Origin of the sequence: Peptoniphilus timonensis JC401 (genome assembly GCF_000312025.1) — a bacterium.
In the GTDB taxonomy this organism is placed as follows: Bacteria; Bacillota; Clostridia; order Tissierellales; family Peptoniphilaceae; genus Peptoniphilus_A; species Peptoniphilus_A timonensis.
The window spans coordinates 407,133-423,469 of record NZ_HE978593.1; the positions used below are offsets into that span (position 1 = coordinate 407,133).

Sequence of the window (16,337 nt, forward strand, 5' to 3'; positions counted from 1 at the left end):
GAGTTTATAAAATAATGATTTTAGTAAAGGGCAAAAACCTTATGGAATATATAAAAACATATTTTTGACTGATGAAGAATACAAGGACTTAACAAATGAGTTAGGAAGTAGAATTAGTGAGTATATTGATAGATTGTCATCTTACATGAAAGCATATAACTGAGTTTATCAAGACCACAAGGTAACTATAATCAATTGGTATCTTAATGATCAGGCAAAAAATATTAATGACAAATCAACAAGAAAAATGAATTACGATATAGGAGAGAGTTTATGAAAAGCTTAAAAGATTTTGTATTAAGAGAAAATGATATTGAAAGAAATGAACATATCTAGTGCAATGTATGTGGTAAAAGAGTAGATGGAGAATTAGTTGACCTTGGCTTTACAAAGTTTATTCCCAGAATTAAATGTGAATGTGAAATAAAGAGAGATAAGGAAAATGAAAAAAGAGATTAACTAATACAGGATATGACTATTATGCTATTCAGAAAAGAGTGAACCAACTATTATAATATGTGAGTAAGAAGCCTGTGCCGATTTTGGTGCAGGCTATTTTTTTATATTAGGAGATATTTTATAAATTTGTTCGCTGTAATATTTTTCGGACATTTACCTGATATACTATATACATAAAATAAAGGAAGTGGGGATATGAAGAAGATTTTAATTGTCGAGGACGACAATTTTTTGAATAAATTGTTAGCTTATAACCTAATTGCAGAAGGCTATGATGTTACTTCTGTCTTAAAAGCAAGGACTGCCGCTGAAACCATTCTCCAGCGAGAATTTGATTTGGTAGTTCTCGATATCAATTTGCCCGATGGGAATGGTTTTGAGCTGTGCAAGCTTATAAAGCCTCAGTATCCATCCACCATTGTAATTTTCCTGACAGCCAATGACCAGGAGAGTGACCAGATACGAGGTTATGAGGCGGGTGCAGTAGACTACATCACAAAACCGTTTGGAATCGCGGTATTGCAGAGGAAAATCAAAGCCATGTTGGACATGCTGGAACATCATAAACCAGTAAAGGATATTTACGATGACGGGCGCTTGTTTTTGGACTTCTCGGAGCAGGCGGCTTCCTTAAATGGTAAAACTATAACTCTATCAGCTATGGAGTTTAAAATGCTGAATCTGTTTCGCAAAAATCCTCGGATAGTTTTGACTAGGAGACAGCTTTTAGAAAAGCTGTGGGATATAGATGAGAAGTTTGTGGACGAACACACACTGACAACCACCATCAGCAGAATTCGTAGTAAGATTGAATCTGATGGAGGAGCACCATACATCAAGACTGTATACGGCATGGGTTATCAATGGACAGGAGGCGAAGCAAAATGAAGTTTAAGGATCTATCAGTAAAGCGTCTGTTTGAGAGGCTTACTCTGGGACTTTTTCTCTCTATGTTTGGAATTATCATAGCTTTGTTTCTTATGACAAGACAGACGGCAGTCCTACTGACAGGCGGAGCGATGCTGACGTTCACCATTTTAGGACTCTTTATATTAACTCGGGAGGTTGGGAAACGCCTTTTGCAGTTTACCGATACTCTGTGTCAGACCTTAGACTATATGATTGCTGGAAATGAAGTTCCTCAGTGTCCGAAAGACAGCGAAACCCAACTTGATAAAATTGACCATCGCCTGACTAGGCTATATCATATCATGCAGGAGAATCGCCGTCTTGTTGACGAAGAAAGGAAGGAATTACAAACTCTTGTATCGGATATTTCGCATCAAGTAAAAACACCTATAAGTAATCTAAAAATGGCGACAGATACAATGTTGGAAAAGCATATGACCGAGACGGAGCGTATCGACTTTATTCACGGAATCCGTAGTCAAACAGATAAACTTGACTTTCTTTTTCAGGCCTTAGTGAAAACCTCACGATTGGAAACGGGAGTAATTCAGCTGGATAAGAAACCGAGTCGCTTGTTTGACACTGTGGCACAGGCCATGAGTGGAATTGTGTATGAAGCTGAACAAAAGAAAATCGCTGTGTTCGTGGATTGTTCGGAGGATTTCGTTGTTTCCCATGACAGTAAGTGGACATCTGAAGCAATATTTAACCTGTTGGACAATGCGGTGAAGTACACCGAGACAGGAGGAAAAATCACTGTGTCTGTAGTATTATGGGAAATGTATGTAGAGATTAAAGTAACAGATACGGGTAAGGGTATTTCTGAAAGTAATCAGGCCGCAATATTCCAGAGATTTTATCGTGAGGAAGAAGTACATGAACAGCAAGGTATAGGTATTGGTCTGTATCTGGCCCGCGAGATTGTAACACGTCAGGGAGGTTATATTAGAGTAATTTCTGAGCCAGGTAAGGGTTCAGAATTTTCTATAATGCTTCCTTTGTGGTGAAAAAAGTTTTCTACTTATGGAAAATTGAAACACAACGTAGAGATAAAATGAAAAGTCTTATCATTGTAACATTCTTTCATGGTTTTCGATGCATTTTTTAGCTACTGTAACATTTCACGGACATTTGGGTTTTATAATATTCTTAACAACAGGTAGGAAGCCTTGAAAGGAGTTTTGAATATGAACGTTTTACAGACAATTGACTTGAAAAAGTATTACGGCACAGAACCTAACATTACTCGAGCTCTTGACGGAGTAAACTTCTCAGTTGAGGATGGAGAGTTTGTGGCTATTGTAGGAACATCTGGAAGTGGGAAGTCTACCCTTCTTCACATGATGGGAGGACTGGATATTCCCACCAGCGGAACTGTGATTGTTCGGGGCGAAGAACTTGCAAAGAAAAATGACGAACAGCTTACCATCTTTCGTCGTCGCAATATTGGTTTTATTTTCCAAAACTATAATCTTGTTCCCATTTTGAATGTTTATGAAAATATAGTCCTGCCAGTAGAGCTTGACGGGGATACGGTGGATCAGAAGTTTTTTAACGAGCTTGTTAATCTTTTGGGATTGAATGATAAACTGACAAGTATGCCAAACAATCTTTCAGGTGGACAACAACAGCGTGTAGCTATTGCACGTGCATTGATTAACAAACCAGCTATTGTGCTTGCTGACGAACCTACTGGTAATCTTGACAGTAAGACAAGTGCAGAGGTATTAGGTCTTATCAAGCGTACCAGTGCAGATTTTCGTCAAACTGTAGTTATGATTACCCATAATAATGACATTGCCCGTCTTGCAGATCGAATTGTTCGTATTGAGGATGGAAAAATTGTGGAGTAAGTAGGAGGTGGTATAGCATGATTTGGCCTTTTGAAAATAATACCAGCAATATTGAAAAGAAGATTGCTAAGCGTAGTTTACATAATGAACAGCAGCGCAATCTATTTGCAATCATTGCTTTGGTTCTGACTGCATTTATGATAACTGCGACATTCAGTATTGGATTTAGTTATTTTGAAACATATAAGATGCAGCAAATTCGGCTAATGGGGACTACTGCAGATGTAGGAATCACAAATGCAACAGAAGAACAGTTAGTAGAAATATCAAAATCAAATCTTGTACAAGACGTAGGAATACAGCAACATTTAGGTAGTATTGATACAGAAAAACTGCAAAATGCGAAATTAGGTATAGTTTGGATAAACGATACAGAATGGAAGGTTCATCGTCTACCGACCATATCAGATATCGTAGGAAATTACCCTTTAAATAAAAATGAAATTATGCTGCCAACATGGGCGCTTAAACAGATGGGTATTTCTGATCCACAAATAGGGATGGAAATAGTACTGTCTTATCAAATTGGTGATAGCTATGATTATGTATCAGACACCTTTTTGTTGTCGGGCTACTATACGGACTACATTTCAATGCGTACAAATAATCGTGGCTATGCTTATGTTTCAGATGCTTTTAAGGACAGTTTAAATGAATCGCTGGATAATAGTTTTACGGCAATGATTAGTTTTCAAGGTAATGATGATGTTGATAAAAACTGTGAAAGATTACGTGGTGAGATTGACTTTACAGAAGGTCAAGCATTTGAAATTGTCCCATTAGGACAAGCTAATGGTTGGACAATTATTTTAGCTGTAATAATGTTAGCATTTTTTATATCATTTAGCGGATATCTTTTAATATACAATATTCTTTATATCTCTGTCATAAAAGATGTGCAATTTTATGGCCGTCTAAAAACAATTGGAGCTACGAAAAAGCAAATAAAGAGAATTATCTATAAACAGACAATTAAAATTTCCTGTATTGGTATTCCGCTTGGTTTGCTACTTGGTGCGATTGTTTCTTTTGGTATTGTTCCCTATTTCCTGAATATGATGTACTCAACAAATTCTGATGTGGGTACAAAAATATCTTTTTCTCCTTTTATTTTTATTGGAGCAGCTATATTTACATTCCTAACAGCTATGATTGCAAGCATGAAGCCTGCTAAAATTGCTGGGGGCGTTTCACCAATAGCGGCACTTCGATATACAGTAAAAAGCACAAAGACAGTCACCAAAAATGGCGGAAAAATGAAGTTATCTAAAATGGCATGGAACAATGTCTTTAGGAATGTAAAGAGTACAATTCTCGTCTTTACGTCATTGTTTTGTGGTTTTTCCTTGTTTCTAGTTGTCACGGGATTATTGTATGGATTAAGTCCAGAGAATTATGTTAAGCAATGGGGAGTAAGTGATTTTGCACTCACATATAGTATTTACGAAGATGAAGATTTAATTACCAATGAAATGGTGTCAGAGATCAGTCAGATTGATGGAATCAAGAATTTGAGGTTGACATATGCGTCTTATCCTCAAGTAACAGTAGATGTTTCATATGATGATGCTGTATTTCATGACTTTCTCATGTCATTAGATGGAGTAAGTGGACTTGATTTATCCGATTCTTCAAAGTTAAAAAATTATCAGCAAAATTTTTTCAGCGGAGTTTTTGGAATTGATAATGCATATTTGAAAGAAGTCAATGAAAACATAAATTCGCCCGTTGATATAGATGCCTTTGAGCAAGGAGATGTTGTGTTACTTTCCAATACGTTAGAAGGCATCATTCAACCAGGACAGAAAATAACTATTCAGACACAGAACGGACAACACTCTTTTGTAGTGGCAAATGGTTTTTTGAATGATGGTTTTCGTGCTGGAGGAGGAAATGAGCGTGGAACAGCTCCTGATTTATATATTAGCCAAACAGCCTTGAAAGAACTTTTTCCACGAAATAGAGTGTTTCGCATGGCCTTTGATACGGATGGTCAAAATGACGAAAGTATATTGAAAGAATTAAAGCAAATCACCTCATCTAAAGCAAAAATTGATATTGTATCCCGCTATGAACGTAGAGAAGAAGTGCGAGATTATCTAGTTACAGCAAATGTTCTAGGAACAGGGTTATCTGTAATTTTAATGTTGGTGGGTGTTATGAACTTTGTAAATACAATGGTTGTTAACGTAAGTACTAGGCGTTATGAATTAGCTGTTCTAGAAAGTGTTGGAATGACAAAGAAACAAATTAAACGGATGCTGTCTATGGAAGGTTTATACTACTGGGGTATTTCTTTTTCCCTCGTAGTCACAATAGGGACGGCAATCTTCTTCTTACTATATGTTTTATTTAGCAAAGTAGTCTATTATGCTGTTTTTTCTTATCCATTTATCCCGATGATACTTGCATCTGGACTGGTGTTGTTAATTTGCCTTATAGTTCCTATATTGGTATACAAAACTGATATTAATCTTCCAGTTGTTGAACGTTTGCGATTGACAGAGCGAGTTTAAATAAATAAAAAGATATCTTTCAGATTAATAACATCTAAAGGGAGTAGATTCTAACTGCTCCCTTTTTTTATTTTACATACATATTAAAATTTATAAAACAAAAGTAATCTACTTGATAAAACAACCACTCAAAAAATAAGATTTAAATTATATAAAAAAGACTAGACAGAAATCAATTTTAAATAATAGAGGAATATTATCTTATAGATAAATAAGATATGTAGATCAATTTGTATCAAGTCAGTAAGACTGATGGGTTTTTGTATTAATAATAGAATTAAACTTTACTCAAAACTACTCCCTTTGTCCTAAGGGATATAGAGGAAAGAAAATTAAGGTTAAAAATAGCCTTAATTTCTTTGCCTGTGATATAGGAGGTGGAGTATGAGAGTAGAAAAGCTTGAAGGTGAAAAAGAAGTTATAAAGACTGAATATACTGAAAGGGATTTAAAGGCAGAGCTTAATTTCTATCTATCGGATAAATTCATTCAAGACCTCTTTCTTTTAGATGAAATCAGTCTTGAAGAATATAGGAAAATTAGGAGAGAAAACATTAAAAAATTCAGACCTATTCTTTCAGAATTATTGCTATAAGACTTGATAAATACTCACTTGTACGGGAATATAGCACTAGCAGAAAGGAGGTTGAATGGATGAAAAAGATAACAAAAATAGAAGCAAATCAAAAAGAAGGATCCATATTAAGAGTTGCTGCCTATGCAAGAGTATCGACAGATGAGGAAGCTCAGCTTGTAAGCCTTAAAACACAAAAAGCACACTACGAAAAGATTATATCTGAGAACAAGTCATATGCTTTTGCAGGTTTATATTTTGACGAAGGCATCACTGGAACAAATAAAGAATGCAGGGATGGACTTCTAAAAATGTTAAATGACTGTGAAGACGGAAAAATAGACTTTATCCTAACTAAATCCATCTCAAGGCTTGCAAGAAACACGACAGATTGTTTGGAAATCGTAAGAAGACTCCTTGACTTAAACATTGGTATCTATTTTGAAAAAGAAAACATTGATACAAGAACCATGGAAAGCGAGTTGATGTTATCCATACTTTCATCCCTTGCAGAAAGTGAGTCCAGGTCTATTTCAGAAAATAACAAATGGTCCATAAAGAAAAGATTTCAAAATGGAACATTTATTATATCAAGCCCACCCTATGGCTATGAGAATATAGACGGAAAGATGGTAGTGAATGAAGAAGAAGGAAAAATCATAAAAGAAATATTTGAACAGTATCTCTCAGGTAAAGGAACTCACAAAATAGCAGATGACTTAAATAAAAGAAAGATTAAAGGACAAAAAGGAGCAAGCTGGCACGGGTCGACTATAAACGGAATCTTAAAAAATGAAAAGTATATAGGCGATGTCATCTACCAAAAGACTTATACAGATGAAAATTATAATAGACATAAAAATAAGGGAGAAGAAGACCAATATAAGATTATAGACAACCATGAAGCCATTGTAAGTAGAGAGGAATTTGAAAAAGTACAAGACCTAATAAAGATAAGGGCTATAGCAAAAGGAAATGGAGAAAACACCAAAAGATATCAAAATAGATATAGCTTATCAGGAAAAATCAAGTGTGGCGAGTGTGGTTCAGGCTTTAAAAGAAGGCATCACTGTAATGGCAAAGATAAATATATAGCTTGGACTTGCAGCGAACACCTAAAAGATATTAATAAATGTTCTATGAAGTTTATTAAAGACAAGGACATAAAACTAGCATTTATGACTTTAGTAAACAAGCTAGTCTTTGGAAAAGATAGTATCCTTACACCACTTTTGGAATCATTAAAGAGTGTGGACAGCAAGGGAGAAGTTGCGAAGATAAATAAAATAGAAGAAGGCTTAGAAAAACTAAAGGAAAGAAAAGAGGTTCTAAGCAAACTAATAACTTCTGGAGTTTTAGATGCAAGTATTTACGCAAAAGAAAGCAGTAAAATTTCAAGCGAAGAAAGTTATCTACTCAAAGAAAAGGAAAGAAGTAAAAAAAGCCATCCTTGGAAATGATGAAGAAATGAGAGAACTTGAAAACTAATAGGAATCTTAGATAAAAGTAAAATGATAGATCACTATAAAGGTGACTTGTTTGAAGAAATTATAGACCACATTCAGGTTGTCAATAGAAAGACCCTTGATTTTCATTTAAAGTGTGGACTTGTATTAAGAGAGGAAGTGAAAGAAGATGTCTAGACTATGTTATGGCTATACCATAAGAGATGGTAGATTAGAAGTTCAAGAAAAAGAAGCGGAAAATATAAGAAAAATCTTTAAAAACTATCTTGCTGGCAACGCCCTTATAAAGTCAGCAGACCTTGCAGGCTTAAAGAAAAACAGCTCAAGTGTAAAAAGAATCTTAATCAATAAAAAGTACTTAGGAAATGAGATCTACCCCAAGATAATAGATAGAGAAAGCTTTGAAAAGGCGGGACAAATGTTAAAAGAAAGGGCAGTGGCCATGGGACGAGTTTGGGAAAAGGAAGAAGAGATTATTAAAGTTCCTTGTAAGTTTAGGTATAAAGAGGAAGGAGTTCTACCAATAGATCCCCTTGAACGAGCAAGCCACCAGTACAATTTAATCGAGGTGATAGATGATGAATAGCAAGGTCATAGTTATACCAGCGAAGAAGAAAAAAGGAAACTCCATCAAGGAATCAGAAAAGAAGAAACTAAGAGTAGCTGCCTATGCAAGGGTATCAACAGATAGCGATGAACAAGCAACTTCTTATGACACTCAAGTAGGCCATTACACAAACTATATTAAGAAAAATCCAGATTGGGAATTTGCGGGAGTATTTTCTGATGAAGGAATCAGTGGAACTTATACCAAGAAAAGAGCAGGCTTTAATAAAATGATTGAAGAAGCCATGGAAGGAAATATCGACTACATCATTACAAAGTCCATATCGAGGTTTGCCAGAAATACCCTAGACTGTTTAAAGTATATTCGTAAACTAAAAGAAAACAACATCCCAGTTTATTTTGAAAAAGAAAACATCAACACCATGGATGCAAAGGGAGAAGTCCTCCTTACCATTATGGTATCTCTTGCTCAACAGGAAAGTCAGTCTTTATCACAAAATGTGAAGCTGGGATTTCAATACAGATTTCAACAAGGTCAAGTCCAAGTAAACCATAATAGGTTTTTAGGCTACACAAAAGACGAAGACGGAAAACTTGTCATAGTTCCTGAAGAAGCAAAAATAGTAAAAAGGATTTACAGAGAATATTTAGAAGGAGCAAGTCTACGAGATATAAAAGAAGGGCTTGAAAAAGATAAGATAATTAATGGTGCAGGAAATAAGAAGTGGCATGTATCAAACCTCAATCAAATATTAACTAATGAGAAATACATGGGGGATGCCCTCTTACAAAAAACATACACTGTAGATTTTCTAAATAAGAAAAGAGTAAAGAATGATGAGATTGCACCTCAATATTATGTAGAAAATAGCCACGAAGCCATCATACCAAAAGAAATCTTCATGAGAGTCCAAGAAGAAATTGATAGACGAGCTAATATGGTAAGTGGTAAAGGAAAGAGAAGAATTTATTCGAGTAAATATGCCCTTTCAAGTATTATTTACTGCTCTAAATGCGGGGATATTTACAGGAGAATAGCATGGAATAATAGAGGAAAGAAATATACTGTTTGGAGATGTTGTAAAAGAGTAACCCATGGACCAGAAGCATGTAAAGCAAGAACCATAAAAGAGACTGATCTACAAGAGGCAGTCGTAGAATCCATTAATCAACTTATATCTGAAAGCAATGAATTAAAAGAAATAATAAAAGAAAATATAGAAAAAGTCATCACAGGTGATGAAAGTAGCAGGATAGAAACAATAGACAAAGAAATGCTTGAGGTACAAGAAAAACTTTTAAAAGTAGCTAATGCAAGAAAGACTACACAGACCTTGCAAAAAGGGTTGAAGAATTAAGGAATGAAAAAGAAAAGATACTCCTAAATGTGGTAGAAGAGAAAAACGAACAAAGCAGGCTAAAGGAATTAGAAGAGTTTTTAGACAATCAAGAATTAGAAATAGAAAGCTATGATGAAGAATTGGTAAGGAAACTAGTAGACAAGATAGTAGTATATGAAAAGAAGCTTAAAGTGATATTCAAATCAGGATTAGAAGTCGAGATTGAGAAATAAATTGAATTTATTCAGATTTTTTTCACATAAGTTAGCAGTAATTTATTTGATTTGAGATTATAATTATGTATATGATGAGAAATAGATAATTCAAAATGCTCAATACAGGAATAAAAATAGCGTATGCAGTAGAATTAAATTGAATTTTAATATTTAGCTTGAAGGTATAGGAAGTAATTAGAAAAAGAGGTCAGGATGAGAAAACAAAATTTTATTTTAATTACACATATATTATTGCAATTTATTTTGTTTATTCCCTTAGCACCATTTATAAAATATCAACAGACATTAGATATGGGAATTGTAATAGTATTTTTACTAGGTATTATAAACTTTTTAGCTTACATTATATGTGTGTTAAATGCTGAAAAAGAATATATACTGATGCATAGCTTAGTTGTTGAATTATTTATTATTTTCATGTTTTTACAAGATTTAATATTAAGAAATCTTTCGACAGGAAAGTATATCGAACTATTAATCTATAGCTTGATACTATTTGCAAGTTTCAATCTTTTAAGCTCATCGAATAGAATTAAGTTCATCCCATTAATTACAACAATGGGGATTATCATATCAATAATAATAATGAAATTTAATACTTATTTGGCATATTCAATATTTAATTATGTTGTGATTATTTTGTTATTGGCTCCAATTATATTATATTCAAAGGATAAAAATATTCGAAAATACGAAAGTAAGACGATTATAATATTGCAAATTTTATTTATAACAGCTTTTTTTCATATACAAGAAGTATGAAACTGAGGGTCTTCTTTCTATAAGTGAGTATCAGCTGTTTACATGTATCTTCATAGAGTCTATATTGCTGTACAGGATCAGTAAGACAAAAATCAAAAGCGGTTTCTTATTTTTCTCCCGTTCTTTGAAAAAAATATTTCCTGAATTTATAATTTTGTCTCTAATGCTCCATTTTACATTATTATCTTTTTCAGGAGTGATACTATTTTCTTTAAGCTTTTTCATGTTTATAGTAGAATTTAGCTTGTTTGAAAAACATAAAAAATCCAATTATATAACTTTTGAGGAGATGTTGGATAACTATTATGCTGAAAAGCATAGAAATTTAGAAATTGAAAAACTGAATACTTTAAAGATACAGACATTTTTACATGATGACATTCTACAGATTATAATAGCTATAAGAAGGTGGATAGAAGATAATCTTTCAGGATCTGGCAAAAAATACATTATAGAAAACCTGGATAAGTTAAACGATTTGATTCGCCATGAAATAAATTCATTCAACCCAATGCTCAATGATTATAGTTCTCTATATGACGCATACAGTAGACTTATAGTTGATATAGAAAATATGTATTTAGATAATGAAATGCTTATAGAATTTGAATGTGACAGAAATATAGATTTACCCAGTCCTTATGCTGAATTGATTTACAAATGTATCAATGAATTATTAATAAATGCATTAAAACATTCAAAAGGATATAGTACAGACATTGTTCTTATAAATTCAGAAGATAAGATTCATCTTACCATAAAAAATTATGGAGACTATTTAGAAGATGAAGAAAAAATAGTAGAGGGAAATATAGGATTAAATATATTAAGATTGAACTTAAGAGAATATGGCGGAAAATTTGATTTTAATTTTTCCAATAATCAAAATGAACTAGATGAATCATTTGTAGAATTTAAAATAGAAGTTCCAATAGAGAGGAGAGTAGTAAATGAAAATCTTATTAATAGAAGATCATAAAATGGTTGCAACTTCTTTAAAAATGAGCTTAGAGACGGACGACTCTATTTCTGTAGATATAGTAAATAATCTTAGAGACCTAAGTATAAATGAATCCGTCCTTAACTATGATCTGTTACTTATAGATATTAATTTAACAGGAATAGAAGGGACGATAAATGGTTTAGATGTGGCTGAAGAATTGATTAATAAGTATGAAGCTCTAAAAATAGTAATATTAACAGCGTATAAATTAGACTTTTATATTAAAAGAGCAAAAAGAATTGGATGTAAAGGATTTATTTCCAAAGAAGAAGAGACATCTAAACTAATAGAAGATATAAAATCTATCGCTTTGAAAGGTAAAGTAATCTTCCCAGAAGAAAATCATATGTTAGAGCCATTAACGAAAAGTGAAATTCATATAGTTAAACTATATTCAAACGGACTATCAAGGAAAGACTTGGCTAAGACACTAAATACAAATGTAAGAAGCCTGGCAGTATCCTTATCAAGAATATATCAAAAGTTAGGCGTTAGAAATTACCAAGAAATGATCGATAAAGTGCGTGAATTGGGATATGTTGATTCATTTTAGAGACAAGCATTAGAATTTTGTAATTCTAGTGCTTTTTTTATTCACAAAAGTTAGCTGAAATAGAATTCAAAAAAATATAAAATTAAAGGAAGGTGGAAATTAATAACATTTAAGGTTCGTAAAGCAATGAATTATTCTAGTAAACTAAAAAAATAAATAAAAATAGTTAGGAATAACTAAAGAATAAGAACTTAAGACTTTAGATTTTAACGAAGTATAAGTTTGTGGCAAGGCTGTTGATAGTAAACGATTTATAGTATGTATGATTATTTTGATGATACAATTGTGAATAAACATATAAATAGATTTTCAAATTTACGGAGGATGTTTAATGATTTTAATTATAGATAAAGTGAAAAAAATATACAAACAAGGAGAAATAGAAGTCAAAGCAGTAAATGATGTAAGTTTTACTGTTAAGGAAGGAGAATTTTTATCTATTATTGGAGACAGTGGTTCGGGGAAGACAACATTGTTAAATCTTATAGGAGGGATTGATCATCAAACAGAGGGGAAAATTATGTTTGATGATGTTGAATTAAATAATTTAAATGAGGAAGAATTAACAGAGTATCGTAGAAAGAATATAGGGTTTATTTTCCAAGAATACAATCTAATTCCTATCTTAAATGTTCGAGAAAATATAATTTCACCTTTAAATTTAGATGGCAGAGAAGCCGATAACGACTATTTGGATGAAATTTTAGATTTGTTAGAGATAAAACAAAAAATATCTGCTTTCCCAAACCAATTGTCAGGAGGACAACAACAAAGAGTAGCTATTGCCAGAGCTCTCATTTCGAAACCAAAAGTAATTTTAGCAGACGAACCAACAGGAAATTTGGATCAAAGAAATAGTCAAAATATAATGGAGCTATTTGTTCAGATGAATAAAAAATTTAATCAAACAATTATAATGATTACACACAATTTAGAATTAACAAAGTATTGCGATAGAGTTATACGCATATTAGATGGTCAAATTGTGGAGGATAAAAAAAATGAAAAATAATATCCTGAAAACATATGTCAAAAGAGATTTGAAAGTTAATAAAATTAAAAGTTCTACAATATTGCTGACTATAATTTTATCTTTTGTCTTTATTAGCATAATGAGTTTGTATTCTATAAGTGCTAAATTAATGTTTCAGGAAAAACTAGAAAATGGACATCAAGCATCATTAATTAAAGTAAATCCTAAACAAGTTGAAGGGATAAAATTAGAGAAGAGCATAAAAAAAGCGGAAATAGGATATATTTTTCCAGAAGTTAGTATAGGTGATATAAATCTAAGAGTTGCATATATGGATTCAGATTTACGTGACTTAGGGAATGTAAATAATATAGAAGGATCTTATCCTCAAAAAGATAATGAGATAATAGTGTCTGAAAACTACTTAAAACGTATTAACAAAAAAATTGGTATTAGAGAAAGTATAAACCTAAATTTAGGTAATGGTTCAAAAAAATATATAATAAGTGGAATTTTATATAAAGAAGGTATAGAAGGAACTTATCCCGTATTTGTATCTAAATCTTATGTTGATAAATTTGGTCAAGTTGATAATTACTTAGTACAACTAAGTATGAAATCACCAAATTCATACTCTGAAGATATGCTAAAAAATGAGATAAATTCAATAGCATATAAGTATAAAGTAGATGAATCTAACGTTCATTTTTTTTGATATGTACTTTAGTTATATGAAGTTGGTTAATACAGATCAATATATTATGCTTTTAATATTGGCAGTTTTGTTAGGGGTAGTTTCTTATTTAATTATCCATAATATTTTATATGTTTTTACATTAGAAGATAGGAAAAATATAGCAATTCTTAGATTGATAGGAGCAAGTAGAAAACAGTCAATGATTATTCTAAATAAAAGGATATTATATATTGGTCTAATAGGAATTTGCTTAGGAATTTTAGGGACTTTTAGCATATTTTTTATCAATAACAGAAATGGACTAATATTTTTATTAGAACATAATCCATTATATATAATAGTCACTTTAATACTTAGCAGTTTGTATATTTTTATGGTTCTTAAATCTTCGGCAATCTCTATAAGAAAAGATATAAATAGAATTTCTGCTAAAGAACTTTTTACGAGTGGTCAATCTACAAGCCACCTGGTAAAGAGAAAGAAAAATAGTTTTGTTACACCTAAATTTATAGCATGGCTTAATATAAAAAGAGATCCTAGAAAGACAATAACTATGATTCTATCACTAAGTATTGGAGGAGTATTACTTGTTTCATCTTATGCTTTTTTAAAATCCTTTGATCCAGAACAATTAGCAAGAAAAAGTTATACAAATTATGAAATAAGTATTATGTCAAATGAAGATTCTATTTTGGACAGTTCTAATGATGAAATTAATGATGATATGGAAAAAAGAAATCCATTAGATAATAACTTAATTCGTTCATTAGAAAAGGTTGATAATGTAGAAAAAATTGAAGTGGTAAAAGGTATAAATGCGACTTTTGTAAGTCCAAATGGAAACTCAGGAGATTTGAGTATTGTAGGATATACTAATCAACAAGAAAGCTTTCTTAATAACAAACTTATAGAAGGAAATACCTCATATTCGAAGTTGACCAAAGAAAAGGGAGTTATTGTTAATCAGCCAAAAGAAATAAAAAAATATTATGGATGGGATGTACAAATAGGTGACGAAGTAAAATTTCAACAAAATGGCAAAGATTTTATGGCTAAAGTAATGGGTATAACCGATACTTTAAGTAGTGGGATATACTTTTATATTCCAGATAATTCATTGAATTATTTTGGAGATAATAATACTAATTTTAATTATGAATTGAGACTTGAATTAAAAGATAAGACATTAAAGGCTCAAAAAAGTACTGTAAATAAAGTGAAACAATTGATAAATATGCGTCCATTAAAAATGGAAACCTATTTAAATGCGGTAGATGAATATAAAGTTTCTTTAAAAACTAGTAAAAAGTTTCTTTTATCAATAACTATATTAATTTTAATTATGGGTGTTGGAAACTTAATAAATACTTACTTTACAAATGTGATTAGTAGGAAGAAAGAGATTTCTTTCTTAAATCTTGTAGGAATGAGTAAATCTCAACGTATTAGTATGCTTATGAGCGAAAATCGTTACTATATGAAGAGAATTCTTATAATTACTTTAATAGGTGGAGTTATTATTTCGTATGGTCTTCACGTTTATACAAATAATGATCCGATTCTTGGTGGATTGCAATATAGATTCCCGATTGCAGAATATATATTGTATTCTATTATCATGTATTTCATTGGAAGAATTGTTTTGAGGATTGTTGATACCATATTGATTACGAAGAGGAAATAGTATGGGGAAAAATAAGAAATCAAATTAAAGTGAAAGGTTAATAATTGCAAAGGAAGAGGAGGTAATTAGTGTGGAAAATCTAATAAAAATAAAAAATATTTATAAGAGTTATGGTAAAGGTTCAGTAAAAAATGAAGTTCTTAAAGATATAGATTTAAATATTAATGAAGGTGAATTTGTTTCTATAATGGGAAAATCTGGATCTGGAAAGTCTACACTTTTAAATATAATAGCTACTATAGAAAAACCGGATAAAGGTCAGATAGTAATTGAAGGAAACAATATAGAGAAACTTAGTTTAAAAAAGGCAAATGACTTTAGAAGAAAATATTTAGGTTTTATTTTCCAAGATTTTAAATTAGTTGAATCTATGAATGTTAAAGAGAATATTGCAGTTCCACTATTATTAAAAAACGAAAAGCCTAATACTATAAATCAAAAAATAGACAATATCTTAAAAAAATTAAATATAGAATACTTAAAAGATAAAAACTCTTATGAAATATCTGGTGGAGAAAAACAAAGAGTTGCTTGTGCAAGAGCACTTATAGGTAATCCTAAGATTATACTGGCCGATGAGCCAACGGGGGCTTTAGATTCTAACTCTGCTGAAAATTTGATGAATCTTATAAAAGATATAAATAAAAAATTTAATACTACAGTGCTTCTAGTTACTCATGATAAAAATGTTGCCGAGTATGGAGATAGAATTATAACAATAAAAGATGGAGAAATAGAGGGATAAG

14 protein-coding genes and 3 pseudogenes are annotated in these 16,337 nt (G+C 31.6%); all 17 read left to right on the plus strand.

What is annotated here, in order from left to right:
- Positions 1 to 13: 13 nt before the first annotated feature.
- Positions 14 to 277, plus strand: a pseudogene (locus HGPT_RS08815) (replication initiator protein A); the annotation flags it as partial.
- Positions 274 to 456 (plus strand): annotated as a pseudogene (locus HGPT_RS08820) (ATP-binding protein); the annotation flags it as partial. The pseudogenes HGPT_RS08815 and HGPT_RS08820, both read left to right, overlap by 4 nt.
- A gap of 198 nt (positions 457 to 654) precedes the next feature.
- The gene (locus HGPT_RS02000) at positions 655 to 1,347 is read left to right on the plus strand and encodes a response regulator transcription factor (RefSeq protein ID WP_019138219.1); all 693 of its coding nucleotides are present in this window, start codon (positions 655 to 657) and stop codon (positions 1,345 to 1,347) included.
- On the plus strand, positions 1,344 to 2,375 hold the full coding sequence (locus tag HGPT_RS02005; protein WP_019138220.1) for a sensor histidine kinase: 1,032 nt from the start codon (positions 1,344 to 1,346) through the stop codon (positions 2,373 to 2,375). The genes HGPT_RS02000 and HGPT_RS02005 overlap by 4 nt, the downstream gene beginning before the upstream one ends.
- 180 nt (positions 2,376 to 2,555) lie before the next feature.
- On the plus strand, positions 2,556 to 3,221 hold the full coding sequence (locus tag HGPT_RS02010) for an ABC transporter ATP-binding protein (RefSeq protein WP_019138221.1): 666 nt from the start codon (positions 2,556 to 2,558) through the stop codon (positions 3,219 to 3,221).
- A gap of 17 nt (positions 3,222 to 3,238) precedes the next feature.
- Positions 3,239 to 5,737: an ABC transporter permease gene (locus HGPT_RS02015; RefSeq protein ID WP_019138222.1), complete on the plus strand. Its 2,499-nt coding sequence runs from the start codon at positions 3,239 to 3,241 to the stop codon at positions 5,735 to 5,737.
- A gap of 384 nt (positions 5,738 to 6,121) precedes the next feature.
- Positions 6,122 to 6,331: an SHOCT domain-containing protein gene (locus HGPT_RS02020; RefSeq protein WP_019138223.1), complete on the plus strand. Its 210-nt coding sequence runs from the start codon at positions 6,122 to 6,124 to the stop codon at positions 6,329 to 6,331.
- A 59-nt stretch (positions 6,332 to 6,390) separates the two neighbouring features.
- Positions 6,391 to 7,770 carry a recombinase family protein gene (locus HGPT_RS02025; protein WP_019138224.1) on the plus strand — a complete coding sequence of 460 codons (1,380 nt, stop codon included), beginning with the start codon at positions 6,391 to 6,393 and terminating at the stop codon, positions 7,768 to 7,770.
- 175 nt (positions 7,771 to 7,945) lie between these two features.
- Positions 7,946 to 8,362, plus strand: a complete 417-nt coding sequence (locus tag HGPT_RS02030) for a serine integrase family protein (RefSeq protein ID WP_019138226.1) — start codon at positions 7,946 to 7,948, stop codon at positions 8,360 to 8,362.
- Positions 8,355 to 9,701, plus strand: coding sequence for a recombinase family protein (locus tag HGPT_RS02035; RefSeq protein ID WP_425357418.1), 1,347 nt, complete (start codon positions 8,355 to 8,357; stop codon positions 9,699 to 9,701). Before HGPT_RS02030 ends, HGPT_RS02035 begins: the two co-directional genes overlap by 8 nt.
- Before the next feature lie 29 nt (positions 9,702 to 9,730).
- Entirely contained in the window at positions 9,731 to 9,916 is a 186-nt protein-coding gene (locus HGPT_RS10565) for a hypothetical protein (RefSeq protein ID WP_019138227.1), read from the plus strand.
- A gap of 195 nt (positions 9,917 to 10,111) precedes the next feature.
- A pseudogene (locus tag HGPT_RS10470) lies at positions 10,112 to 11,660 on the plus strand (sensor histidine kinase).
- Positions 11,632 to 12,237 carry a response regulator transcription factor gene (locus HGPT_RS02045; protein WP_019138228.1) on the plus strand — a complete coding sequence of 202 codons (606 nt, stop codon included), beginning with the start codon at positions 11,632 to 11,634 and terminating at the stop codon, positions 12,235 to 12,237. The pseudogene HGPT_RS10470 and the gene HGPT_RS02045 overlap by 29 nt, the downstream one beginning before the upstream one ends.
- A gap of 331 nt (positions 12,238 to 12,568) precedes the next feature.
- Positions 12,569 to 13,249, plus strand: coding sequence for an ABC transporter ATP-binding protein (locus tag HGPT_RS02050; RefSeq protein WP_019138229.1), 681 nt, complete (start codon positions 12,569 to 12,571; stop codon positions 13,247 to 13,249).
- Positions 13,239 to 13,925 carry an ABC transporter permease family protein gene (locus HGPT_RS09630; protein WP_020693787.1) on the plus strand — a complete coding sequence of 229 codons (687 nt, stop codon included), beginning with the start codon at positions 13,239 to 13,241 and terminating at the stop codon, positions 13,923 to 13,925. The genes HGPT_RS02050 and HGPT_RS09630 overlap by 11 nt, the downstream gene beginning before the upstream one ends.
- A gap of 22 nt (positions 13,926 to 13,947) precedes the next feature.
- Positions 13,948 to 15,591, plus strand: coding sequence for an FtsX-like permease family protein (locus HGPT_RS02055; RefSeq protein ID WP_245544082.1), 1,644 nt, complete (start codon positions 13,948 to 13,950; stop codon positions 15,589 to 15,591).
- Between the two features lie 70 nt (positions 15,592 to 15,661).
- A complete protein-coding gene (locus tag HGPT_RS02060) occupies positions 15,662 to 16,336 on the plus strand; it encodes an ABC transporter ATP-binding protein (protein WP_019138230.1) in 675 nt (224 codons plus the stop codon).
- Position 16,337: the final 1 nt, after the last annotated feature.

What these genes read in the sequence shown, in the direction of transcription:
- HGPT_RS02005 (WP_019138220.1), top strand. Translation starts at nt 1,344, where the DNA reads ATGAAGTTTAAGGATCTATCAGTAAAGCGTCTGTTTGAGAGGCTTACT.
- HGPT_RS09630 (WP_020693787.1), top strand. Translation starts at nt 13,239, where the DNA reads ATGAAAAATAATATCCTGAAAACATATGTCAAAAGAGATTTGAAAGTT.
- HGPT_RS02045 (WP_019138228.1), top strand. Translation starts at nt 11,632, where the DNA reads ATGAAAATCTTATTAATAGAAGATCATAAAATGGTTGCAACTTCTTTA.
- HGPT_RS02035 (WP_425357418.1), top strand. Translation starts at nt 8,355, where the DNA reads ATGAATAGCAAGGTCATAGTTATACCAGCGAAGAAGAAAAAAGGAAAC.
- HGPT_RS02015 (WP_019138222.1), top strand. Translation starts at nt 3,239, where the DNA reads ATGATTTGGCCTTTTGAAAATAATACCAGCAATATTGAAAAGAAGATT.
- HGPT_RS02000 (WP_019138219.1), top strand. Translation starts at nt 655, where the DNA reads ATGAAGAAGATTTTAATTGTCGAGGACGACAATTTTTTGAATAAATTG.
- HGPT_RS02020 (WP_019138223.1), top strand. Translation starts at nt 6,122, where the DNA reads ATGAGAGTAGAAAAGCTTGAAGGTGAAAAAGAAGTTATAAAGACTGAA.
- HGPT_RS02010 (WP_019138221.1), top strand. Translation starts at nt 2,556, where the DNA reads ATGAACGTTTTACAGACAATTGACTTGAAAAAGTATTACGGCACAGAA.
- HGPT_RS02025 (WP_019138224.1), top strand. Translation starts at nt 6,391, where the DNA reads ATGAAAAAGATAACAAAAATAGAAGCAAATCAAAAAGAAGGATCCATA.
- HGPT_RS02030 (WP_019138226.1), top strand. Translation starts at nt 7,946, where the DNA reads ATGTCTAGACTATGTTATGGCTATACCATAAGAGATGGTAGATTAGAA.
- HGPT_RS02050 (WP_019138229.1), top strand. Translation starts at nt 12,569, where the DNA reads ATGATTTTAATTATAGATAAAGTGAAAAAAATATACAAACAAGGAGAA.